Origin of the sequence: Acinetobacter sp. NIPH 298, from assembly GCF_000369505.1 — a bacterium.
GTDB lineage: Bacteria > Pseudomonadota > Gammaproteobacteria > Pseudomonadales > Moraxellaceae > Acinetobacter.
On sequence record NZ_KB850054.1, the window covers coordinates 168907 to 192603 of the forward strand.

At 41.9% G+C, this 23697-nt stretch carries 26 protein-coding genes; 19 read left to right on the plus strand and 7 right to left on the minus strand.

Annotated features, from left to right (window positions below; all coding sequences use genetic code 11):
• Positions 1-7 precede the first annotated feature (7 nt).
• The 6 genes from F903_RS03190 (at position 8) to F903_RS03215 (ending at position 4966) form a co-directional block, all read left to right on the plus strand.
• A complete protein-coding gene (locus tag F903_RS03190) occupies positions 8-1009 on the plus strand; it encodes a DUF1852 domain-containing protein (RefSeq protein ID WP_005194566.1) in 1002 nt (333 codons plus the stop codon).
• Positions 1010-1036: 27 nt separating this feature from the next.
• On the plus strand, positions 1037-2065 hold the full coding sequence (locus tag F903_RS03195; protein ID WP_004668092.1) for a methionine synthase: 1029 nt from the start codon (positions 1037-1039) through the stop codon (positions 2063-2065).
• 160 nt (positions 2066-2225) lie between these two features.
• A complete protein-coding gene (locus F903_RS03200; protein WP_005194567.1) occupies positions 2226-2717 on the plus strand; it encodes a flavin reductase in 492 nt (163 codons plus the stop codon).
• A gap of 155 nt (positions 2718-2872) precedes the next feature.
• Positions 2873-3820, plus strand: coding sequence for a pirin family protein (locus tag F903_RS03205; RefSeq protein ID WP_005194569.1), 948 nt, complete (start codon positions 2873-2875; stop codon positions 3818-3820).
• Positions 3817-4215 carry an OsmC family protein gene (locus F903_RS03210; protein WP_005194571.1) on the plus strand — a complete coding sequence of 133 codons (399 nt, stop codon included), beginning with the start codon at positions 3817-3819 and terminating at the stop codon, positions 4213-4215. The genes F903_RS03205 and F903_RS03210 overlap by 4 nt, the downstream gene beginning before the upstream one ends.
• Before the next feature lie 97 nt (positions 4216-4312).
• The gene (locus F903_RS03215) at positions 4313-4966 is read left to right on the plus strand and encodes a glutathione S-transferase family protein (protein WP_005194573.1); all 654 of its coding nucleotides are present in this window, start codon (positions 4313-4315) and stop codon (positions 4964-4966) included.
• A gap of 59 nt (positions 4967-5025) precedes the next feature.
• On the opposite strand, the gene F903_RS03220 is transcribed toward F903_RS03215, so the two are convergent.
• The 3 genes from F903_RS03220 to F903_RS03230 all read right to left on the minus strand — a co-directional run bounded on the left by F903_RS03220 (position 5026) and on the right by F903_RS03230 (position 8702).
• Entirely contained in the window at positions 5026-5628 is a 603-nt protein-coding gene (locus F903_RS03220) for an SPOR domain-containing protein (protein ID WP_005194574.1), read from the minus strand.
• Between the two features lie 183 nt (positions 5629-5811).
• Positions 5812-7611 carry an arginine--tRNA ligase gene (argS, locus tag F903_RS03225; protein ID WP_005194577.1) on the minus strand — a complete coding sequence of 600 codons (1800 nt, stop codon included), beginning with the start codon at positions 7609-7611 and terminating at the stop codon, positions 5812-5814.
• A gap of 170 nt (positions 7612-7781) precedes the next feature.
• A complete protein-coding gene (locus F903_RS03230) occupies positions 7782-8702 on the minus strand; it encodes a Dyp-type peroxidase (protein ID WP_005194579.1) in 921 nt (306 codons plus the stop codon).
• Positions 8703-8863: 161 nt separating this feature from the next.
• On the opposite strand from F903_RS03230, the gene F903_RS03235 reads away from it, so the two are divergent.
• The gene (locus tag F903_RS03235) at positions 8864-9490 is read left to right on the plus strand and encodes a LysE family transporter (protein WP_005194580.1); all 627 of its coding nucleotides are present in this window, start codon (positions 8864-8866) and stop codon (positions 9488-9490) included.
• A gap of 6 nt (positions 9491-9496) precedes the next feature.
• Here F903_RS03235 and znuB read toward each other — a convergent pair whose 3' ends face one another.
• Genes znuB through F903_RS03250 form a run of 3 tightly spaced genes read right to left on the minus strand, consistent with a single transcriptional unit; the run spans position 9497 to position 11568 of the window.
• Entirely contained in the window at positions 9497-10306 is an 810-nt protein-coding gene (znuB, locus tag F903_RS03240; RefSeq protein WP_005194582.1) for a zinc ABC transporter permease subunit ZnuB, read from the minus strand.
• A gap of 3 nt (positions 10307-10309) precedes the next feature.
• Positions 10310-11098 carry a zinc ABC transporter ATP-binding protein ZnuC gene (gene znuC / locus F903_RS03245; RefSeq protein WP_004668102.1) on the minus strand — a complete coding sequence of 263 codons (789 nt, stop codon included), beginning with the start codon at positions 11096-11098 and terminating at the stop codon, positions 10310-10312.
• Positions 11071-11568 carry a transcriptional repressor gene (locus F903_RS03250; protein ID WP_005194585.1) on the minus strand — a complete coding sequence of 166 codons (498 nt, stop codon included), beginning with the start codon at positions 11566-11568 and terminating at the stop codon, positions 11071-11073. Before F903_RS03250 ends, znuC begins: the two co-directional genes overlap by 28 nt.
• A gap of 258 nt (positions 11569-11826) precedes the next feature.
• On the opposite strand from F903_RS03250, the gene F903_RS03255 reads away from it, so the two are divergent.
• The 12 genes from F903_RS03255 (at position 11827) to F903_RS03310 (ending at position 23003) form a co-directional block, all read left to right on the plus strand.
• Positions 11827-12666, plus strand: coding sequence for a metal ABC transporter solute-binding protein, Zn/Mn family (locus F903_RS03255; protein WP_005194587.1), 840 nt, complete (start codon positions 11827-11829; stop codon positions 12664-12666).
• Positions 12667-12836: 170 nt separating this feature from the next.
• On the plus strand, positions 12837-13235 hold the full coding sequence (locus tag F903_RS03260; RefSeq protein WP_005194588.1) for an ATP synthase subunit I: 399 nt from the start codon (positions 12837-12839) through the stop codon (positions 13233-13235).
• Between the two features lie 99 nt (positions 13236-13334).
• Positions 13335-14210 (plus strand): F0F1 ATP synthase subunit A, encoded by an 876-nt coding sequence (gene atpB / locus F903_RS03265; RefSeq protein WP_004668106.1) that lies wholly within the window; start codon positions 13335-13337, stop codon positions 14208-14210.
• Positions 14211-14292: 82 nt separating this feature from the next.
• Entirely contained in the window at positions 14293-14538 is a 246-nt protein-coding gene (gene atpE, locus F903_RS03270) for a F0F1 ATP synthase subunit C (protein WP_000424060.1), read from the plus strand.
• Between the two features lie 39 nt (positions 14539-14577).
• Positions 14578-15048 carry a F0F1 ATP synthase subunit B gene (locus tag F903_RS03275; protein WP_004668107.1) on the plus strand — a complete coding sequence of 157 codons (471 nt, stop codon included), beginning with the start codon at positions 14578-14580 and terminating at the stop codon, positions 15046-15048.
• An 11-nt stretch (positions 15049-15059) separates the two neighbouring features.
• The gene (locus F903_RS03280; RefSeq protein ID WP_004668108.1) at positions 15060-15596 is read left to right on the plus strand and encodes a F0F1 ATP synthase subunit delta; all 537 of its coding nucleotides are present in this window, start codon (positions 15060-15062) and stop codon (positions 15594-15596) included.
• A 42-nt stretch (positions 15597-15638) separates the two neighbouring features.
• The gene (atpA, locus tag F903_RS03285) at positions 15639-17183 is read left to right on the plus strand and encodes a F0F1 ATP synthase subunit alpha (RefSeq protein WP_004668110.1); all 1545 of its coding nucleotides are present in this window, start codon (positions 15639-15641) and stop codon (positions 17181-17183) included.
• Between the two features lie 77 nt (positions 17184-17260).
• On the plus strand, positions 17261-18130 hold the full coding sequence (gene atpG / locus F903_RS03290) for a F0F1 ATP synthase subunit gamma (protein ID WP_004668112.1): 870 nt from the start codon (positions 17261-17263) through the stop codon (positions 18128-18130).
• 30 nt (positions 18131-18160) lie between these two features.
• Entirely contained in the window at positions 18161-19555 is a 1395-nt protein-coding gene (gene atpD / locus F903_RS03295; protein ID WP_004668113.1) for a F0F1 ATP synthase subunit beta, read from the plus strand.
• A 27-nt stretch (positions 19556-19582) separates the two neighbouring features.
• Positions 19583-20002 carry a F0F1 ATP synthase subunit epsilon gene (locus F903_RS03300; RefSeq protein WP_004668114.1) on the plus strand — a complete coding sequence of 140 codons (420 nt, stop codon included), beginning with the start codon at positions 19583-19585 and terminating at the stop codon, positions 20000-20002.
• A 136-nt stretch (positions 20003-20138) separates the two neighbouring features.
• A complete protein-coding gene (locus tag F903_RS03305; RefSeq protein ID WP_005194595.1) occupies positions 20139-20618 on the plus strand; it encodes a DUF2846 domain-containing protein in 480 nt (159 codons plus the stop codon).
• 225 nt (positions 20619-20843) lie between these two features.
• Positions 20844-23003, plus strand: coding sequence for a hypothetical protein (locus tag F903_RS03310; RefSeq protein WP_005194597.1), 2160 nt, complete (start codon positions 20844-20846; stop codon positions 23001-23003).
• Here the strand turns inward: F903_RS03310 and F903_RS03315 are convergent.
• The gene (locus F903_RS03315) at positions 23000-23596 is read right to left on the minus strand and encodes a hypothetical protein (RefSeq protein ID WP_005194600.1); all 597 of its coding nucleotides are present in this window, start codon (positions 23594-23596) and stop codon (positions 23000-23002) included. The genes F903_RS03310 and F903_RS03315 overlap by 4 nt on opposite strands.
• Positions 23597-23697: the final 101 nt, after the last annotated feature.

Genomic DNA, 23697 nt, shown 5'->3' on the forward strand with positions numbered 1-23697 from the left:
CAGATCAATGAGTAAAGAATTTAAATTTACGATAAAGAGTATTCGTTTCGATGAAGACTATCACCCTTCAGACAATACTCGCATTACCACCAACTTTGCGAATTTGGCTAGAGGCGAAAGTCGTCAAGAGAATTTACGCAATACTTTAAAAATGATCGACAATCGTTTCAATACTTTGGCACATTGGGATAATCCAAATAGCGATCGCTATTCTGTCGAACTTGAAATTATTTCCGTTGAAATGAAAATTGATGCTGAAAGCAATACAAATGCATTGCCTTTGATTGAAATATTGAAAACCAATATTGTTGATAAAAAAACCAATCAGCGTATTGAAGGCATTGTCGGGAATAATTTTTCTTCTTACGTACGTGATTATGATTTTAGTGTGTTATTGCTTGATCATAATAAAAATCAGTCTGAATTTAAAACACCAGAAAACTTTGGTGAGCTACATGGCAACTTGTTTAAGAGCTTTATTAACTCTGATACTTACAAAGCTAACTTTAAAAAACAGCCTGTGATCTGCCTCAGTGTTTCAAGCAGTAAAGTCTATCAACGTAGCGATAATCACCATCCAGTTTTGGGTGTCGAATACCTGCAAGATGAATACTCTTTAACTGATGAGTATTTCCAAAAAATGGGCTTAAAGGTTCGCTACTTTATGCCACCAAATAGTGTTGCGCCTTTGGCTTTCTATTTCTCAGGTGATTTGTTAAGTGATTACACCAATCTTGAGTTGATCAGTACGATCAGTACCATGGAAAGCTTCCAAAAGATTTATCGTCCTGAGATTTACAACGCTAATTCTGCGGCAGGAACATCTTATCAACCGAGTTTGAAGAACCAAGATTATTCACTTACTCGCATTGTGTATGACCGAGAAGAGCGTAGCCGATTGGCGATTGAACAAGGCAAATTCGTTGAAGAGCAGTTCATCAAACCCTATCAGAATATTCTTGAGCAGTGGGCGAAGAACTACGCTGATCAAAACTGTGCTGCTGTTTAACTATTCATATTGAGAAGATGATTGACGATGAAAATATTATTACCGACTTCAACAGCTGGCAGCTTACCAAAACCATCTTGGCTTGCAGAACCAGAAAAGCTTTGGTCACCTTGGAAGTTGCAAGATGAAGAGCTGATTCACGGCAAACAAGATGCGTTACGTTTGTCATTGCAAGAACAGCAGCATGCAGGCATTGACATCGTTAGCGATGGTGAACAAACCCGTCAGCATTTTGTCACCACTTTTATTGAACACCTTGATGGTGTAGATTTTGAAAAACGTGAGACGGTTCGAATCCGTGATCGTTATGATGCGAGTGTACCGTCAGTTGTGGGTGCTGTAAGTCGTCAAAAACCTGTTTTTGTTGAAGATGCCAAATTTTTACGTCAGCAAACCAAGCAACCGATCAAATGGGCGTTGCCTGGTCCGATGACCATGATTGATACGCTTTATGATGGTCACTACAAAAGCCGTGAAAAACTCGCTTGGGAATTTGCCAAAATTCTTAATCAAGAAGCGAGAGAGTTAGAAGCCGCAGGTGTAGATATCATTCAGTTTGATGAGCCAGCATTTAATGTGTTTTTTGATGAAGTGAATGATTGGGGCGTTGCCACCTTAGAAAGAGCACTCGAAGGTCTTAAGTGTGAAACTGCCGTTCATATTTGCTATGGCTATGGCATCAAAGCCAATACTGATTGGAAAAAGACTCTAGGTTCAGAATGGCGTCAATATGAAGAAGCATTTCCTAAGTTGCAAAAATCCAAGATCGATATCGTTTCATTAGAATGCCAAAACTCACGTGTGCCAATGGATCTGATTGAATTGATTCGAGGCAAGAAAGTGATGGTGGGTGCGATCGATGTGGCAACCAATCAAGTTGAAACACCTGAGCAAGTTGCCGATACCTTACGCAAAGCACTTCAGTTTGTTGATGCTGACAAGCTCTACCCATCGACGAACTGCGGTATGGCACCTTTAGCGCGTGAAGTCGCAAGAGGCAAACTCAATGCTTTAAGTGCAGGTGCGGAGATCATTCGCAGAGAGCTTTCTGCTTAATACTCATCAAAATCGTGATGTGTAAAGGGATGAAGTAGTTTGATTGGATTTTTTCATGATCAAACTGCTCATCCCACTCCATAAAGATGAAGTGCTTGCGTGAAGGAATAGCTTGGTTTCACTAAATCTCAAAACTAAGATGCAATTTAGGAACAATGTGATGATTGAAGCAACAGACTTTAGAAATGCAATGTCTTTGTTAACCAGTGCCATCAGTGTCGTGACTACGGCAGGCTTATCTGGTCGTTATGGATTTACTGCATCTGCCGTGTGTAGTGTTACTGATACACCTCCGACATTATTGGTCTGTATGAATCAAGCCTCTAGTTCACATGTGCATTTTGTAGAAAACAAAATTTTAACCGTGAATGTTTTAGGTGCACATCATGAACATATTTCTAAAGTATTCTCGTCTAAGTTAGGTCCAGAAGAACGATTTAAACATGGGATTTGGACAGAATTGGAAACTGGTGCACCCGTTTTAAATGATGCTTTGGTGAGTTTTGATTGTGAGATTGAGCAAATTCAACAAGTCGGAACGCACACTATTTTTATTTGTCCTATTGTTGCGATTCAACAAAGTCAGCACGATCAAAGTTTAGTTTATTTTAATCGCGCTTATCATCAAGTGGGGCAGACGGAAATCGCTTAAAGCAACTTTTGTATGTTCTTATTCGCTATAAAAATAGATTATCTCATTCATGACACTCTGCGTTTTACTAAAAGACTATATTGATTGATGTTTGTATTGTTAAGATCAATAAAACAACTCATTGCAATAGCATAGGTAAAAAAGAGAGCGATATCATGAGCAATAACAACGATTACGATATTTCTGATTCAAAAGACTGCGAAACTTATATCAATCAATTTATTCAAGATTTTACAATTCGTTCGGCTGAAATTGGCAAGGGCACCGTGATTAAGCGTGCTTTGCCAAGTCGACATAAACGCTTAGTCGGCGCATGGTGTTTCCTTGATCATGCTGGGCCTGTGACTTTCCCCGCAGGGGATGGTTTAGATGTAGGACCACATCCACATATTGGTTTGCAGACATTCACATGGATGATTGAAGGCACCATGATGCATACCGATAGTCTGGGTTCAAAACAGTTGATTCGTCCAAAGCAAGTCAACCTTATGACGGCAGGGCGTGGTATCTCACATACCGAGGTTGCCCCTGATACTGAAACCAAAATGCACGCGGCACAGCTCTGGATTGCATTGCCAGATGATAAGCGTGAGATGGAACCGAACTTTGAACATTATCCAGAATTGCCTGTGGTCACCAAAGATCAGGTTGAATTTACCGTTCTGGTGGGTGACTTTTTAGAAACGTTATCACCTGTACAAGTGCATACCCCTTTGGTTGGTGTAGATCTCACCGCCCAAGCCGATACGAAAACACGTATTCCTCTTAATCCTGAATTTGAATATGCCTTCATGGCACTTGAGGGAACGGCTTGCGTCAATGGTCATGAGCTAAACATAGACAATATGGTGGTCTTGGAAAAAGGTTTAACTGAAATATCAGTGGAGCTGACAAAAGGTCATCGTGTGTTATTGATTGGTGGTGAACCCTTTGAGTCACCTATTTTACTATGGTGGAATTTTGTAGCACGTACTATGGATGATTTAAAACAAGCACGCCAAGATTGGATTAATCACGATGCGCGCTTTGGCGAGATTACCGACTATCAAGGCAAACGCTTAGAAGCACCAGTATTACCTGATCAAATGAGGGCGTCGAAATGAGTGTGATTGCAAGTGCAAAAGTACAGACTTTGGCAGCACCGTGGAAAGGTGAGGTGACGAGTGGTACACATCAATTTCTCACCGATAAGCCAGAAGCTGCTGGCGGACACGATACTGGTCCCGCACCTTATGATTTCCTCACCGCGAGTTTGGCATCATGTACCATGATTACCTTGCGGATGTATGCCAAACACAAGGAAATGGAGTTGGGTGATTTTCAAGTTGAGGTTGATTTTCATACTAATCGCGAACAACAGGAAAAAATACAGCGCCGCGTAATCTTTACGCAACCTATTTCACAAGACTTAAAAGAAAAGCTTCTCAATGTCTGTAGCAAAACACCAGTGACTAAAACTTTGTTACGCAGTTTAGACATAGAGACCGTGATTCTTTAAGACTAAAGTGCTATTGTGCTTGGGCAAAACATAATTCTAAGTGTGATTGTTAGAGGGATCAAAACAGCAATCACACAGCAAAAAAGCAGGCACAAAAATGATTACCTTACATTATCTACAATGCTCGCGCTCATTTCGTATATTGTGGGCATTAGAAGAACTGGGTTTGGATTGCCATGTTGAATATTATCAAAGGTCGTCCAGTTATACCGCGCCAGAAAGCCTAAAACAGATTCACCCATTGGGCAAAGCGCCAATTTTAGTGGATGATGGACAGGTGATTGTTGAATCTGCTGTGATTTTGGATTATCTGCAACAAAAGTATGATGAACAGCAAAGATTCAAACCACAAAGTGCTAAAGATCAGATGCAATATGCTTATTGGATGCATTATGCAGAAGGCTCTCTGATGCCATTATTGGTGATGACTTTGGTGATGAATAGTGTAAGTAAACACGTGCCGTGGGTGATTCGCCCAATTGCTCAGAAGATTACAGATGGTGTTAAAGCCGGTTTTGTTCGCCCGCGTGTAAAAGAGCATATTCTTTATCTTGAGAATTATTTGTCAGAACATGATTATTTTGCAGGGGATTTTTCTTTTGCTGATATTCAGATGGCATTCCCACTCATCGCTATTCAAAATCGATTACATGGCAAATATCCGCATATTCAAGCTTTTGTACAACGTGTTCAGGAGCGTGCAGCCTTTCAACGCACAGAGCAAAAGAGTTTAGATTCTGAATGTGCATGAGTGGTTGAGATGCAAAAAAGGAACGATTTTTCGTTCCTTTTTTATTTAAAATCATGTGACTAGCGTTTAATGACAATCGAGTCAATGCCACTATGCTGTAGTGTTTGTTGTGCAGCTAAAGCAGCTTCTTGGCTATCATACGGACCAGAAAACACGCGGTACCATGTTTGACCATTTTCAACAGTTCTCACCACATCGGCAGACAATCCATTTAGAATAATTTCTGCACGACGCGCATCTGCACTATCAGGATCTGGATAGCTACGCACTTGTAAAATATACGTGGTCGGTGCAGGCGGTGTTTGCTCACTTGCGGTGAGATTGGCTGAATCTTCTGTTGTTTCGACTCTAGGTGATTCAATAATCACAATATTGCCTTGTTGTTTGGTTTCAGGCACAGCTTGTTGTGGAATCGGAGTCACTTGTTGTTGTGGCAACAAGTCGTAGAAACGATAATCTTTGTTGGTGTTTTCTTCTTGATAGTGTTCAGCAGGCACCTGAGTTTTTGTAGGGACAGGTTGCCATGGCTGCCAGAGCATCAACATGACTGCGGCACATAGGATCGCTAGAATGGCGACAAACATGCCTAGCCATTTCGGAATAAGCGGTTTTTTGGGCTTATTTGGTCGTTCAGATACACCACGTTGCGTTTTTCCAAACACCTGAAATTCCTCTTGATTCTATTATGTTATTTCTAGCTTGAATCTTCTGGGAAACAAAGCATTATGTTTAAAATAATGCTTTGTTTACTGTATTTTATCCACTGTTGTTTAAGAGCGTTACTTACATGGCACTTCGAGCGTAGCTCTCGTCTTGCGACAATGTGCAAAGCGTTGCTTTGCTATTTACATTGTCTCAGGAGCGGACACACCTAGTAATGTTAAACCATTTCGAATCACTTGCTGTACGTTTATTGATAATAATAAACGGGCTTGTGATAATGAAATATTTGTTTCATCGACAAACTTCACACCATCTTGTGCATACCAACCATGGAATAGCGCAGCTAAATCTTTCAAATAAGTACCGATCTGATGTGGTTCACAGACATTCGCAGCTCGTACCACAACTTCAGGATAAGCCGCTAATTTCGCAAGAATTTCTGTTTCAGTATCTAGAGTCAACAAATCAGCAACCTGTCGTGCAGATGTCACATCAAATGCAATGCCTTTTTCTTTAGCGCGATTCACAATACTGTTTACACGTGCATATGCATATTGAATGTAATACACCGCATTGTCTTTACTTTGTGAAACTGCAAGGTCTAAGTCAAAGTCAATGTGCTGCTCAGATTTACGCATCACGTAGTAGAAACGCGCAGCGTCGTTACCGACTTCCTTACGTAAATCACGCAAAGTCACGAACTGACCTGAACGAGATGACATTTGTACCATCTCGCCACCACGCCATAAGCTGACGAATTGAACCAAAAGAACAGTTAACTTCTTCGAGTCATAACCCATCGCATCAATCGCCGCTTTCACACGAGAGATATAACCGTGGTGGTCTGAACCCCAAATATCAATCAGGTCAGTATAACCACGTTGTAATTTATTGAGGTGGTAGGCAATGTCTGATGCAAAGTAAGTGGTTTGGCCATTGCGACGCTTTACAACACGATCTTTTTCATCGCCAAATTCAGTCGATTTAAACCAGATGTTGCCATCTTTTTCATAGAGGAAGCCACGTTGATCTAAGGTTGCAAGTGCTTCATCAATTTTGTCGGCCAGTGATGCTTCACTAAACCATTCATCAAAGGTTACGCCAAAGTCAGCAAGATCATCTTTGATGTCATCTAAAATGGCATGTAATGCTGCTTGATGGAAAACGCGGTAGCCTTCAGCTAACTGTTGTTGTGAATTTGCGATTAAACCATCGATATGTTTTTCTTTATCACCAGAAAGCACAACTTTGTTGCCTTCAGTATCTAATTCTTCTGCGTATTGAACGTCTTCTGGCACATCTTTATAGATGTCAGCGACTGGGCGAACATGCGCATCACCAACTTGGTCAATAATGCTTTGTGCGATTTCTTTGACATAATCGCCTTGATAAGCATTTTTAGGAAAGACCAGTGTTTGACCCGTAAGTTCTAAATAACGTAAATAGGTTGAAGTTGCCAAAATATCCATTTGACGACCTGCATCATTGACATAGTATTCACGGTCAACTTGAGCACCTGTGGCTTCTAATAAATTTGCAACCGTCATACCATACGCTGCACCACGACCATGCCCGACATGTAGGCTAGAGGTTGGGTTTGCAGACACAAATTCGACTTGAATTCTTTTGGCTGCATTGGCTTGGCTGCGACCATATTGATCTTTTTGTGCATGGATCTGATCGAGCACAGCAAAGCGCTGGTCTGCATTTAAAAAGAAATTAATAAAACCAGGACCTGCGATTTCTGCTTTGTTAATGTCAGCGACTTCAGGCAGTGCTGCTAAAATCTTTTCAGCAAGATCACGTGGTTTCATGCCAGCCGCTTTAGAGCCAATCATGGCAATATTAGAAGCAAAGTCTCCGTGACTTCGGTCTTTGGTACGGGTTAAATGGCTCGTGTTTGTCCAATCTGAAGGGAGTACACCTTGTTGTTGAAGGGATTGTACCGCATGATCAAGAGCTGCTTGTATTGCCGTATTCATAGTTACCGAAATAAATGTCGCGGAAAAACGTTAAATATAGCAAATTTTGATGGCTTAAGGGGAGAGTCTATGCAGGGAATTCACATATTCCGATCAATCTTTTTTGAGCGCTTTGTTTGGTGGTGATCATAAAGATGCTACACCAGCCAATGGCATAGCATCTTACTGTTTTAATCTTCCAGAATTTGTTCCAGTAACATATCGCTTGGTGCGAAATAATAAGCACCATCCACAGCCGTTGTGAAGTGCAGTAAACGGTCATGAATACCATCACCAGCTGTACCAAACATGCGTTTTAACATCGCATCAATAATCGTTAAATTATTGGTGTAAGCAACGAAGAATAGGCCTTGTTCACCTTTTCCATCACCATAAGGCAAGCTGTGGCGCAAGATTTCCATTTCCTCACCTTCATCATCCTCAACCACTGTACGAGCAACATGCGCATTTTCAGGTTTTATCTCGTCATCTAGCTCAATTGATTCAAGCTTGGTGCGTCCAATCACATGTTCTTGTGCATCGACTTTCAGTTGTTGCCATTTCGCTAAATCGTGTACATAACGTTGTGCGAAAATAAAACTACCCTCTTGGAAGATACCAGCGGATTCGGGTAGCAATGTTGCTTCGGCACGATCATCGGGGAATTGTGGATTTTCAGTTCCGTCAATAAAACCAGTTAAATCACGACCATCAAATTGGCGGAAGCAAGCACGCTCATCGAGCACTTCAACTTTATCTTGAATACCTGCAAAGAACGATTGGCTCATTGCAAAGCATAAATCAGCCCGGGCACTTGCGATGTGAATAAATACATCTGCTGGCACCACAGGCATATTGAAAGCACCTTGCTCAGGATCAAGTTGTTTAAACCCATCAGGTGTTTGTGGGTACAATTTGGACCAAAGTTCAGGACCGAAGGCGATCGCAGTTTTGATCTGAGCATCTGGGTGTTGGGTGATCAAGCGATCACGAGTTAAAAGCAGCGCTGAAATTTGTCGTTTTAATTCAGCGATCGTTAAATCTTTTAAACGGAGAACAATAAAACGCGCATGATCAGAAGGTAGTGGAAGAATGACAGATTGAGCAGCCATTAAGATCTCCTTAGTCATTTTTAAGGCGGCAAAAAAAGGAGTCATTGTGCCTGATCTAAGCAGGACTTAACAATTTTTTTGTTCATTTTTTATCGACTAAAAAAAGTACTGCTTGCACTCAATAAAACGGTATAATTCAACTTTTATTTTGCTCTTTGATTATGTCTTTACAGGTCTGGTTTGCTTTTATGTTGGCATGCTGTGCGATTAGTGTTTCGCCGGGTGCAGGTGCAATTGCTTCGATGTCCAATGGCTTGAACTATGGGTTTAAGCATGGGTATTGGAATGTGATTGGATTACAGATTGCACTGCTGATTCAAATCATGATTGTTGCGGCTGGGGTGGGGGTGCTTTTTGCGACGACGCCATTGGCGTTTCAAGTGGTGAAGTGGTTTGGGGTGGGCTATCTGATCTATTTAGCATATCAACAGTGGACTGCACCGATTAAAACGATTCAAATTGAACATGAACAAAAGCATAAATCGGCCTTAAATCTAATGCTCAATGGTTTTGTGGTGAATATCAGTAATCCCAAAGCAATTGTATTTTTATTGGCGGTGTTGCCTCAGTTTTTAGATTTATCTCGACCACAATGGCTGCAATATTTGATCATGGCAGCAACGATGGTGGCGATTGATCTGATAGTGATGGCGGGATATACCGGTTTGGCTTCAAAAGTATTGAGATTATTGCGTTCGCCTAGGCAACAAAAGTATTTAAATCGAGGTTTTGCGATGATGTTTGGTTGTGCCGCACTATTGCTTAGTGCGATTCAGCAATCAAGCTAAACAGGGTTAAATTGATTGCGATCGACTTTTTAATTTTTGTGCTGTGAAAATTAGCGCAAAACAAAGTGCCATACATAAGACAATACTTAAGCCAGTGGCAATGTTTAATGCCGCACTTGACCATAGGCCAACCGTGATGCCAAATTGAGCCAATATAAATGCCCAAATCACCATTTGTTTAGGGGAATGTGCCAATAAGCGAGCACTCAGCGCTGGAATAACTAATAGTGCGCCCATCAGTAACGAGCCGACTGCACGTAATGCCAGCACGGTAAACAATGCCAGTAGTAACATGAAAATCAAACGTTGCCAGTGTGCATTTACGCCTTCACTCATGGCAACATCTGGGTCAATCGCAATTTGAATCTGTGCCGACCAAGAGCGATATAGCGCGATAAGTGCGCCCGCAATCACCACAGCAAAGATTGGCAATTCAGCCCATTCAACACTGAGTAAATCACCAAACAAGTAGCTTAATAGTTCTGGGCGTAAGCTTGGAATTTGTTGGATCAGTAATAAACCTGAACAAAGTAAGGTGGCTGAGCATAAAGCAAGCAGTGCATCATTGGGCAGGCGCGAATCGTGCAAAATCCATAAAATAGCAACCAGCAAGACGGCTAAACACGCAACACCAAGCCAAAAAGGTAAATTCAGTATGCCTGCAATGGCAACACCGAGTAAGGTGCCGTGTGCCATGGTATCGGCGAAGAATGACATTCTGCGCCACAGCATCAAGCAGCCCAAAGGGGCGGTTAGAAATACCAGAAGTGTACCCATAATCCAAGCAGGGAGCAGCAGTTGTAACCATTCCATCATTGCTTAGACCTTTGGTTCAGGGTGAATGTGAGGGCGTGGGTCATGTGTACATGGTTCGACATGATCGCTATGTGCACAATCATCATGATGGTGTTGATAGAACATGCGTTGCGTCCCAAAAATAGCTTGGTATTCAGGATGTTGTTGAATGCTTTCAGGCAAACCGCTACAGCAAATATGTTTATTCAGACACACAACACGATGTGTCCCTTGCATGACCCATTGTAAGTCATGTGAAACCATCAGTACGGCACAACCATATCGCTCGGGCAAGCTGCGGACATATTCATATAGCTCTGCTTCAGATTGGATGTCTAAGCCTTGCATCGGTTCATCCAGCACCAAAATATCAGGTTGGCGCAATAAAGCACGCGCCAGTAACACGCGTTGACGTTCACCCCCAGAGAGTTGTTGTACTTTTGAGTGTTGTAATTGAAGAATGCCTGTATCCGCCATGATTTCTTGGCGTAAACTTGCTGCACAAATTTCTAAATCGAGTAAGTCCTGCACACGTAACGGTAGACTGGCAGATGGATTGAACTTCTGTGGAACATAGGCCATCTTAAGTTTTTTAGCAAAGTGAACTTTGCCTTGATTGGGCGACATGATGCCCAGTAATACTTTGATGAGTGTTGACTTGCCAGCGCCATTCGGGCCAATCAGCGTCACAATTTCTTTTGCTTGTAGTGCAAAATCAACATTTCTCAAAATAACGCGCTCATCACGTTGGACAGAGATATTTTCCAACTGAATCAGGGGAGAGCTTACTGCGATTTGCTGCACTGATGACATTTTCCAGAAATTTCAATGATGCTGTGTTGAGCAGAAAACTGATCGGAGGTTGCAAGTTGATCAAGTTGCTGAAGCAGCCCTTGTGCGGAAGCCTCTTTGACAGAGCGGCATTCAGTACAAATTAAAAACGCAGCTTGATGTCCTTCACGTGGGTGACAACACGGAATATAAGCATTAATAGACGTTAAACGATGGATCAGTCCCTTTTCTAATAAGAAATCCAATGTTCTGTATACCGTCGGCGGCGCAGCAGGGCGGTCTGCTTGGCCTTTAATTTTTGCCAATAAGTCATAAGCACCCATGGGCGCAGATGCATTTAATATCAGTTCAAGGACTTCTTTACGTAGAGGAGTCAGTCGAGCGCCAGTTGCAGCACATAAAAGTTCTGCTTCTGCGAGTCGAGCTTTAATATCATGATGACCATGAACACCGTGTAAAGCGTTGTCATGTTCATGTGAGCAAGAACTCATAAATGGACCTCATTGTTTGCCTTGAATCGGTTGATCTATCACGGATAACTTTAACTAACCAAATACCTTGTGCTGTAGATGAGCGCGCTAAGTATCTGTGAAATGTCAACGGACCGTATATCATAACATGCAATTCATTTGGAACTAACTATATAAGTCATCCAAGCAAGGAATGACGTTAAGAAGATAAAATAGACATAGGTATTTTTTAACTTTTGTTATATTATAACATGCTTTGCTAAGTTGAGTAGTGTTGTGATGTTGCGCCTTTTTCTATTTGTCTCGTTTTCAATGTTAAGCACATGGGGCTGGACACAAAGTTTGGTCGTGTCAACACATCCAATTTATTTGATTGCAAAAGAAGTCACCAATGGGATAGAAACCCCAGTACTTTTACTGAGTGATCAAACGGGGCATGATGTGCAACTCACACCAGCACATCGTAAAGCAATCCAAGATGCTTCTTTGGTGGTGTGGCTTGGAAAAGCACACGAAGCCCCATTAGAGAGATTGCTACATCAAAATCGTAAAGCCGTTGCGTTATTGGATATGGGGATCTTAACGATATTACCGCAACGTAATTTACGTGGCGCATCACTAGAAAATACCATTGACAGTCATGTTTGGTTAGAACCAAATAATGCAGTACGTATTGCTTTTTTTATCGCGACATTACGTTCACAGCAGTACCCAGAAAATAAAGCCAAATACTTAGCCAATGCTAGAGATTTCGCACAACAGATGCGACAAGCAGCTCAACAGTATGAGGGAAGCAATAAAGCGAAACCTTATTGGTCATACCATGATGCTTATCAATACTTGGAACGCGCATTGAATTTAAAGTTTGCTGGTGCACTTACCAATGACCCACATATTGCGCCTACAGCTGCACAAATTAAATACTTAAAAGACAGTCGACCTAAGACACAAATGTGTTTATTGGCTGAAATTTCAGCCAGCAGTAGCCAGTATCGAAGACTGAATCCTGTCATTTTTGAGACTGTGGATGAAAGTATGAATGGTGAGGACAATTTTATCTCCGCTTGGAAGAAATTGGCTACAAAAACTGATAAATGTGTATTAAGTGCCCAAAATTAATCAGAAAATTAAAAAAGCGTTGACTCTATCGTCAGAAAATAGGGTAACGAAAAAAGCAGACTTAGGTCGAGAAAAGATTGCATGTTCAGGGGTGTAACTCTATAATGCCTGCGATTCGAAACGATCCGTATTAAAACTTGTCAAGCAGTTATGTTGTGAGTGGATAAAAAATGAGCCGGACTAGTCGATTGATTGACCGACGATTGGCAAAAGCTTTGGTCTTCTTACAAGCATGTATGATTCCAATTGCAGCTTTGCTGGCATGGATGATGAAAGATATAACTGCTGCGATGAGTGCTGCGCTTGGGGCTTCGGTTTGTTGGTTAGCACACTGTTATTTTGCTTGGCAGTCGTTTAGAACGGCGGGCGCAAGAGCATCAAAACAAGTCATGCTCAACATGTATCGAGGAATACTCGGCAAGTTTGCAATTGTGATCGTGGGTTTTATTTTAATTTTAAGCAATGTTGAACCACTATCACCGGTTGCATTGTTTGGTGGATTTATCCTTGTTCAAGCGATGTCGTGGGTCGCACCATTTTGGGTGACACGTCTGCAAAAACAAGTGTAAGACACTTTTTTGAGATTTTTGGAGGGTAGCGTGAGATATTCGCAGTTCGCAATATTCATTGCCCTTCTTTTAATGATTGACATTGACCAGGTGTGATTTATGGCTGCTGAAGAACATGCCCTGACTTCGACCGAGTATATCAAGCATCACTTGACCAATATGACCTATGGCAAAATGCCAGACGGCTCATGGAAGTTAGCTGAGACTGCTGAAGAAGCTCAATCGATGGGGTTCACTGCAATTCACTTGGATTCAATGGGTTGGTCTATCGGACTTGGCATCATTTTTTGCTTAATGTTCTGGATCGTTGCGAAAGCTGCAAATGCAGGTGTACCAACAAAATTCCAGTCTGCAATTGAAATGATTATCGAGTTTGTGGACTCAAGTGTTCGTGATACTTTCCACGGCAAATCGCGTTTAATTGCGCCATTGGCATTAACCATTTTCGTGTGGATTTTCCTCATGAACTTAATGGATTTAATCCCTGTTGACTGGATTCCTTATTTAGCTCAACAGATTGGTGCAAGTGTATTTGGCATGGACCCTCACCACGTTTACTTCAAGATCGTACCAACTACTGACCCGAACATTACCCTAGGTATGTCCTTGTCAGTATTTGCATTGATCTTGTTCTATAGTGTTCGTGAGAAAGGGATCGGCGGTTTCGTCGGTGAATTGGCACTTAACCCATTCAACCCAAGTAACAAATTTGCAAAAGCGTTATTGATTCCAGTGAACTTAATTTTGGAATTAGTAACTTTCCTTGCTCGTCCAGTTTCGTTGGCTCTTCGACTGTTCGGTAACATGTATGCGGGTGAGTTGATCTTCATCTTGATCGCATTATTACCGTTCTGGATCCAGTGGGCATTATCTGTGCCTTGGGCTATTTTCCACATTCTTGTAATCACGTTGCAAGCATTTATCTTTATGATGCTGACCATCGTTTACTTGAGCATGGCAAGCGAAAAGCATTAATGGTATTGCCTGATCATCAGTTGATGGTTGGGCTTAAATTTTAGTTTAATTTGGTAATAACCTAACCTCTGAGGAATTTTTCATGGAACTCACTTTAGGTCTAGTTGCAATTGCATCTGCTATCTTGATCGCTTTCGGTGCTTTAGGTACTGCGATTGGTTTCGGTCTTTTAGGTGGCCGCTTCTTAGAAGCTGTAGCTCGTCAACCAGAATTGGCTCCACAACTTCAAACTCGTATGTTCTTAATCGCGGGTCTTCTTGATGCTGTGCCTATGATCGGTGTTGGTATTGGCTTGTTCTTCATCTTCGCTAATCCATTTGTAGGTTAATAGCTTAATTCCTAAATCCACATATTGAGGAATAGCGAAATGAATATCAACCTCACATTGATTGGCCAAGCGATTGCATTTGCGGTATTTGTCGCATTCTGTATGAAGTTTGTTTGGCCACCATTAATCAATGCAATTAGTGAGCGTCAGCGTAAAATTGCTGATGGCTTAAATGCTGCTGAAAAAGCGAAAGCTGACCTTGCTGATGCACAATCACAAGTGAAGCAAGAGATCGACGCAGCAAAAGCACAAGCGGCTCAATTGATTGAACAAGCGAACCGTCGTGCAGCGCAATTGATCGAAGAAGCGCGTACCCAAGCTGCGGCTGAAGGTGAACGTATTCGTCAACAGGCGAAAGAAACTGTTGATCAAGACATCAATGCTGCTCGCGAAGAATTACGTCAACAAGTTGCTGCCTTGGCAGTTGATGGTGCAGAGAAAATTCTGAACCAACAAGTTGACGCAGAAGCTCATAATGCCATGCTGACTCAGCTGGCTGCTAAACTTTAAGCGAGGGAAATATGGCTGAATTCTTGACGTTGGCACGCCCATACGCTAAGGCAGCATTTGCTTATGCATCTGAGCACAATGCAACTGACTCTTGGTCAAATGCGTTACAAGTGCTCAGTGCTGCGGTGCAAGATGAGGCATTTTCCGCTTATTTAAATCGTCCTGAGCTGACTCCTGCGGAGCAAGTAGGTCTTTTTGCTAAGATTCTAGGTGAAGATCAAACTCAATCGGTGTCGAACTTTTTGACACTGCTTGCAGATAATGATCGTTTAATATTGTTACCTGAAATCGCAGCAGAATATGAATTACTTAAATCGCAGAACAACAACACATTGGAAGTAGAGATTCAATCTGCTTTCCCAATGGATGCGAAACAAGAGCATATTTTAGCTCATGCGTTAGAAAAACGTTTTAACAGAACAGTACATGTTACTGTGAACGTTGATCCAACGCTCATCGCAGGTGTTGTGATTCGTGCAGGCGACCAAGTGATAGATGACTCTGCGCTTAACAAGCTTGAAAAAATGCGGACTCGTCTTCTTGCCTAACAGCAAAAAGACTGAACTTAAAAAAGATTGAGGAATAGCGCAATGCAACAACTGAATCCATCCGAGATCAGTGCGCTCATTAAACAGCGTATCAGCGATCTGGACACCAGCGCGACCGCTAAGAATGAAGGTACCATCGTCATGGTATCTGACGGTATCGTGCGTATTCACGGTCTTGCAGATGCAATGTACGGTGAAATGATCGAATTCGACGGCGGCTTATTTGGTATGGCACTGAATCTAGAACAGGATTCAGTGGGTGCCGTTGTTTTAGGTAACTACCTAAGCCTTCAAGAAGGTCAAAAAGCTCGTTGTACAGGTCGTGTATTAGAAGTTCCGGTTGGTCCTGAACTTCTTGGCCGTGTCGTAGACGCTTTGGGTAACCCAATTGATGGTAAAGGCCCGATTGATGCAAAATTGACTGATGCTGTTGAAAAAGTAGCACCAGGTGTAATTTGGCGTCAGTCTGTCGACGAACCTGTTCAAACTGGTTATAAATCAGTTGACACCATGATTCCTGTGGGTCGTGGTCAGCGTGAGTTGATTATTGGTGACCGTCAAACTGGTAAAACAGCAATGGCGATCGATGCGATCATCGCTCAGAAAAGCTCTGGCATTAAATGTGTTTACGTTGCGATTGGTCAAAAACAATCAACAATTGCAAACGTAGTACGTAAGCTAGAAGAAACTGGCGCTATGGCGTATACAACTGTTGTCGCAGCTGCGGCCGCTGATCCTGCAGCAATGCAGTATTTGGCTCCGTATTCTGGTTGTACAATGGGTGAATACTTCCGTGATCGCGGTGAAGATGCGTTAATTATTTATGATGATTTGTCTAAGCAAGCAGTTGCTTATCGTCAAATCTCATTATTGTTACGTCGTCCACCAGGTCGTGAAGCATATCCAGGTGACGTATTCTATCTTCACTCTCGTCTTCTTGAACGTGCTTCGCGCGTTTCTGCTGACTATGTTGAGAAATTCACGAACGGTGAAGTTAAAGGCAAAACTGGTTCTTTAACTGCATTACCGATCATTGAAACTCAAGCGGGTGACGTATCTGCATTCGTACCAACCAACGTAATTTCGATTACTGACGGTCAGATCTTCTTAGAAACATCATTATTCAACGCGGGTATTCGTCCTGCTGTGAACGCGGGTATCTCTGTATCGCGTGTTGGTGGTTCTGCTCAAACGAAGATCATCAAAAAATTGTCTGGTGGTATCCGTACTGCTTTAGCGCAATACCGTGAATTGGCTGCGTTTGCTCAGTTTGCTTCTGATCTTGATGAAGCAACACGTAAACAACTTGAGCATGGTCAACGTGTAACTGAGTTAATGAAGCAGAAACAATATGCGCCTTACTCAATTGCTGACCAAGCTGTTTCTGTTTATGCATCTAACGAAGGCTACATGTCTGACGTTGAAGTGAAGAAAATCGTAGACTTTGATGCTGCGTTAATCTCTTACTTCCGCTCTGAAAAAGCTGCGTTAATGCAACAGATCGATGAAACTGGTGATTATAACAAAGACATCGAAGCGGCAATCAAAGCAGGTATTGAGAGCTTCAAAGCGACTCAAACTTACTAAGTTAAGCTTTAGTTAAGTTTGGTTCACGGATCAACCTTCGGAAGCTCGTAAGAGCTTTCGACTACTAGGTTAAGCGTATGGCAAATTTAAAAGAAATTCGCGCCAAAGTTGCTAGTATCAAGAGCACGCAAAAGATTACTCGCGCGATGCAAATGGTAGCTGCTTCTAAAATGCGTCGTGCGCAAGAGCGCATGGCACAGGGCCGTCCGTATGCCGATAATATGCGCCGTGTAATTGCTCACTTGGTACAAGCAAACCCTGAATATAAACACCGTTATATGGTTGAACGTCCTGTAAAGCGCGTTGGCTATATCGTGGTGTCTTCAGATCGTGGCTTGGCGGGTGGCTTGAACATTAACTTGTTCAAGAAAGTTGTGCAGCATGTCAAAGCACAACAACAGCAGTCAATTGAAGTTGAATTTGCTTTGATTGGTCAAAAAGCGGTTTCGTTTTTTAAGAATTACGGCGGTAAAGTGCTTGGTGCGACCACCCAACTTGGTGATACACCGAGTTTGGAACAGTTAACTGGCTCAGTGCAGGTTATGCTTGATGCATTTGATAAAGGCGAATTAGATCGTATCTATCTCGTTTCAAATGGCTTCATCAATGCCATGACTCAACAGCCTAAAGTAGATCAACTTGTTCCTTTAGCATCAGCAGAAGAAAGCGATGACCTCAACCGTACTTATGGTTGGGATTATATCTACGAACCAGAAGCAGAAGTATTGTTAAATGGTTTGTTGGTTCGCTATATCGAGTCTATGGTTTATCAAGGTGTGATTGAAAACGTCGCATGTGAGCAATCTGCACGTATGGTCGCAATGAAAGCAGCGACCGACAACGCAGGTCAGTTGATTAAAGACCTACAACTCATTTACAACAAGCTGCGTCAAGCCGCGATTACTCAGGAAATTTCCGAGATCGTTGGCGGTGCCGCTGCCGTTTAACATTATTAAGTTTGAATTGAGGAGACAGCAATGAGTAGCGGTCGTATCATTCAGATCATCGGCGCGGTTATCGACGTCGAGTTTGAGCGCAATAGCGTTCCTAAGATCTATGACGCTCTCCAAGTTGACGGTACTGAAACTACATTAGAAGTTCAGCAACAGCTTGGCGATGGTGTAGTTCGTACCATCGCAATGGGTTCTACAGAAGGTCTTAAACGTGGTCTTACTGTAACCAGTACAAATGCACCGATTTCAGTTCCAGTGGGTCCAGCTACGCTTGGCCGTATTATGGACGTGTTGGGTCGCCCGATTGATGAAGCAGGTCCTGTTGCAACTGAAGAGCGTTTGCCGATTCATCGTCAAGCCCCTTCTTATGCTGACCAAGCTGCATCTACTGATCTTTTGGAAACTGGTATTAAAGTCATTGACTTACTTTGCCCGTTTGCGAAAGGTGGTAAAGTTGGTCTATTCGGCGGTGCTGGTGTTGGTAAAACCGTTAACATGATGGAGTTGATCAACAACATCGCGAAAGCACACTCAGGTTTATCTGTGTTTGCTGGTGTTGGTGAGCGTACTCGTGAAGGTAACGACTTCTATCACGAAATGAAAGATTCTAACGTTCTTGACAAAGTAGCAATGGTCTACGGTCAGATGAACGAGCCACCGGGTAACCGTTTACGCGTCGCGTTAACTGGTTTGACCATGGCTGAATACTTCCGTGATCAAAAAGACGAAAATGGTAAAGGTCGTGACGTATTATTATTCGTCGACAACATTTACCGTTATACACTTGCAGGTACTGAAGTATCAGCATTGTTAGGTCGTATGCCATCTGCAGTAGGTTACCAACCGACACTTGCAGAGGAAATGGGTGTTCTTCAAGAGCGTATTACGTCGACTAAAACGGGTTCGATCACATCGATCCAAGCAGTATACGTACCTGCCGATGACTTAACAGATCCATCGCCTGCAACAACCTTTGCTCACTTAGATGCAACAGTTGTATTGAGCCGTGACATCGCATCTTCTGGTATTTATCCAGCGATCGATCCACTTGACTCAACTTCACGTCAGCTAGACCCATTGGTTGTTGGTCAAGAGCATTATGAAATTGCACGTTCTGTACAGAACATTTTGCAACGTTATAAAGAGCTTAAAGACATCATCGCGATCTTGGGTATGGATGAATTGGCTGAAGAAGATAAGTTGGTTGTTTACCGTGCGCGTAAAATCCAACGTTTCTTCTCTCAACCATTCCACGTTGCTGAAGTGTTCACTGGTGCACCTGGTAAATTAGTATCGCTTAAAGAAACCATTCGTGGCTTTAAAGGTCTATTAGCTGGTGAATACGATCACATCCCAGAACAAGCGTTCTATATGGTGGGTGGTATTGACGAAGTGATTGCTAAGGCCGAGAAACTTTAATTAGCAACTCTAATTTAGGAGGTTCTCATGGCGACGATGCAATGTGATGTCGTAAGTGTGAATGAGTCAATTTACTCTGGCACAGTAACGATGTTGATCGCTAAAGGTGCAGGTGGTGAGCTTGGTATTTTACCTGGGCATGCTCCACTTGTAACTTTACTCCAGCCTGGACCGATTCGTGTTCAGTTGGAAAATGGTACAGAAGAAATTGTTTATGTATCAGGCGGCGTGTTAGAAGTTCAACCTCATGTTGTGACCGTGCTTGCAGATACTGCAATCCGTGCCGACAACTTAGATGAAGCAGCAATTTTGGAAGCTCGTAAACAAGCTGAACAATTGTTGGCGAATCAAAAGAGTGATTTGGATTCTGCTGCTGCACTTGCTTCGCTTGCTGAAACAGCAGCTCAGCTTGAAACGATTCGTAAAATCAAAAATCGTGCAATGTAATTGCTGATTTGAGATAAAAAAAGCCACCGTCAGGTGGCTTTTTTTATGGAAAAATAACTTAAAAACAATATTTAAATAATTGTCATTTTCATATAAAGTGCGTCACGCATTCTATAATCAAATGAGAAATACCATAATGAAAATTTTACTTTCTGTTGTACTGAGCCTTGCATTCGTTGGTTGTGCTTCAGTGCCTCAAGCAACACCGCAATTGTCACAACAAGCCAAAAAACTGGATGCACCCACTGAAGGGAATGCCGCAATTTATGTTTATCGCTCTAATAGTATTGTTGGTGCTGCATTGAAAAAAGATGTATGGATTGATGGCGAGTGTTTAGGCGAAACGGCTCGTGGTACGTTCTTCTTAAAAGAAGTGGCGGGTAATCAAAAACATACGGTTTCTACAGAGTCAGAGTTTTCACCAAATCATTTAGCACTGACGACGGAAGCGGGTAAACAATATTTTATCCAGCAGTACATTAAACCTGGCGTGTTAGCGGGTGGGGCGAATCTAAAACAAGTCGATGAACAAACTGGTAAAAAAGCGATTGCTGAATATCAATTCGCACAGTCTGGTAAATGTAGCAAAGCAACGATTAGTTTAGATAAGAAATAACGAATCGTCACTTTAAGGTGGCTATTCTTCTATTTTGTTATTCTCAATTGGGTGAATTAGAAATATAAATCCAATTTAAGCACCTTCAAAGTTGATCTTGATATCGACCTTGAAGGTGCTTTTTTATTATCTAAAAACATAATATGATGAAGACTTGGTGCGATATGGATCACGTCACGCTAAGCGATAAATAACGAGTATATTGAATAAAAAATTAGGAAAAATATGTTAGCAAGTAATGTCTTAAAGTTGCGCTTGGATCGTATTGAACAACAGGGACATCATTTTTCTGTAAAAGATCAATTGAAGTTGGTCACACTTGCTCAACCTGAATTAACTGCGGGCTTATACAGCCATCTACTTCAGGTCACTTTGCCTAAAACATGGCATTTTCAACACGATACCACAGAAGAAATAAATTGCTCTTTACGTTTAATTACATTGATTCATCAAGTTTTTATACCTGCTTATCAGCAACATGCCCATCGTTTTGCTTGGTTTGAACAATGCGTGGCATTTCGCCTGCAATATTTGACCCAAGGCCTTAGCGAGCAACAACGCGATGAAACGGTAACGCAGTTAGCAAACTGTAAAGATAGCCCACTAAAATTAAGAATATTGAAGCAATTACACGCTGAATATGATGATGTTGAGATTAAGTATGCTTTAGCTGCTTTTTATCAGCGTTTAGAGGATTGGTCAGCAGCAATTGAAAACTACCGTATCGTATTTCAGCAGCAAGCCATTCAGCCTGAAGGTGTTCATTATGATTTTATACACTGCCTATTGAGTCGAAATCGTCATCACAATGAGCAGGGTAATAGTGATGTAGTTGAAGCCCTACAGCACTTGGGAAATTTAGAACATATCCAGCAACAAGCGAAACATGAGCAGTTAACCCAAGGAGCTGTTTCATTGATGTTGCCTGAGCACTTACAATCCAGTCCAGTTGAATCAACCAAGCTACTGATCGATCTACAACACCGACTAAAATATATGGGTCATTCTTTAAACCATTGGTTGGTCACCCATGTGTTTATCGTGCCTTATTATAAAAATGTGATTGAAAGTGCACCTAAGCTGTTAAATAACAGTGAGCTTGTGGTGAGCTTGGATCGGCATAAAGCGGCCAATGATGCTTTGCAGAAAATTTTAACAGGTCGAGACTTAAAACTGGTCAGTGGTATTCATCCTGCGCATTATCGTCTGGGTTTTATCTGGAACTATTTACAGATCAATCCCTTAGTTTTGGATGCTTTGGTCACCGCGTCTAAAGGTCATCCTGATGCTTTTTATAATCTAAAACAAATTCCAGCGCCTGATGATGATCATGATGCAGCTCTGACACGCTTATCCTCTTATTTGGCAAAGCAACAAGTCGCCTATAACCTAAGCCAGCAGGGACATACGATTGAGTTTGCAGAACACGCTCACTTAGCAGGTTTTGACTTGATTGTAGATGGTACACCGATGCAGGTGAAGTGTACTTTAGCATCGGATGCAGTAGAGTCCTTTGCAAAAAGTCACCCGCATATTGCGATTATTGTGAATATTGAATTGGCGCATCTGCAAGAGAAATATGCTTCTGTTTTTGCTGATCTGGCATTGAGTTATGAGTCCGTGCAACGCACTGCCCAAACCAGTTTGCAACATGTGGTTGGTGTTGATGACTTTGTTTCAATTCCACTGATGAATACAGGCTTTGCGGTGTATCGTAATTTTTCTGCCTCACAAGCTCAGCCAGTTTCCCGTCCATATTTAGCTTATAAACAATCGAACTCCGTGATCAAAAATAGTTTGGCGATCGGCGCTGCGATTGGAGGACTTGTTTCGGGGTCTATCGGTGCTTTTGTTGTCGGCGGATTCGCTGTTTATCGTACTTGGCGCGTGCAGAAAGTTGAGCAAGCAAAGCCGTTGCAAGAAAAACAACAATTGGTTGCACAGTGCAATCAGATAATGGAGTTACTCATTGATTTTGCCGAATGGTTTAATCACAACCTTTTAAAATATCGCGTTGATTTATATGCGTATCAACTTCGACAAATTGAGATGAAGCTGATGGGTAAAATTCCTGAAGCGGTGATTTCCACGACTTTATTTGCGTATAAATTTGAAGCTTATCAACGTGCATTGAAATTGCATCAATGGATGCAACAACAACTTGCCTATGAAAATCCTAAGCGTAGAGTACAAGCGGGCTGGGTTGCTCTGGCACAGTCAGATCAGTTTATGTCGATTGAATTAAAACAACGTGTCATTAAACTCAATGCCGAACTCATAAAATATAAACAGATGACACAACATGGTTTGCACTTATCAAATGTTCAACATGCATCGAATGATGTTGCTAAACCCGCTTATCAGATGCAAACAATGCAGATTTAGATGTCTGTCTGAGTTTCAGTATCCGTTTTTCCTAATATAAGTGTTGCCAGTTTAAGCATATCCATTTGAATACGATTGAATTGCTGCTCAATTTTTTCAAGGTCTAATTGGCTAATATCCAGTTGACCATGAAGGAGTGGCATTTTTAAAAGTTGTTGATTTGCATTAAGTAGACTCTGACGAATTTGATCGACTTCATGACTCTTTAGTTGAAGTGCTTGTAAGGTATCGTGTAAAGCATGCAAATTTTGTTTGAGATCTGTCGTTGCATTTTGCAGTTGCTGGGTATTCTTTTCTTGAATCGCTTGCTCAAGCTGGTTTTGTGAGCTTTTGAGCAGAGTCGTATAATCATCAGTTTTTAGCTGTAGTTGTGCTATATCACGTACCATATTAAATAGGTTGCCACTGCTTAGCTTTTGAATATCCTGCGGTGTTGTTGTATCGGCATCATCGGTGCTGATGTTTGAGTCAAACTCAGTGTTTGGTTCAGCAACTTGATGGTTTTCTTTAGGCACTTGATCACAACCGACGAACGCGAATGCAGTAACAAGTACTGTTGCAGAGAAAATGGCTTTGATGGCTAGATTTTTCATCGTGGCTGAACTGCACCAAAATATGAGAAGATCGTCACTATAATAAGAAAGTATGAAGAAAAATGTGATTTTTGCAATTCATTAACATTTTAGTCAAACAA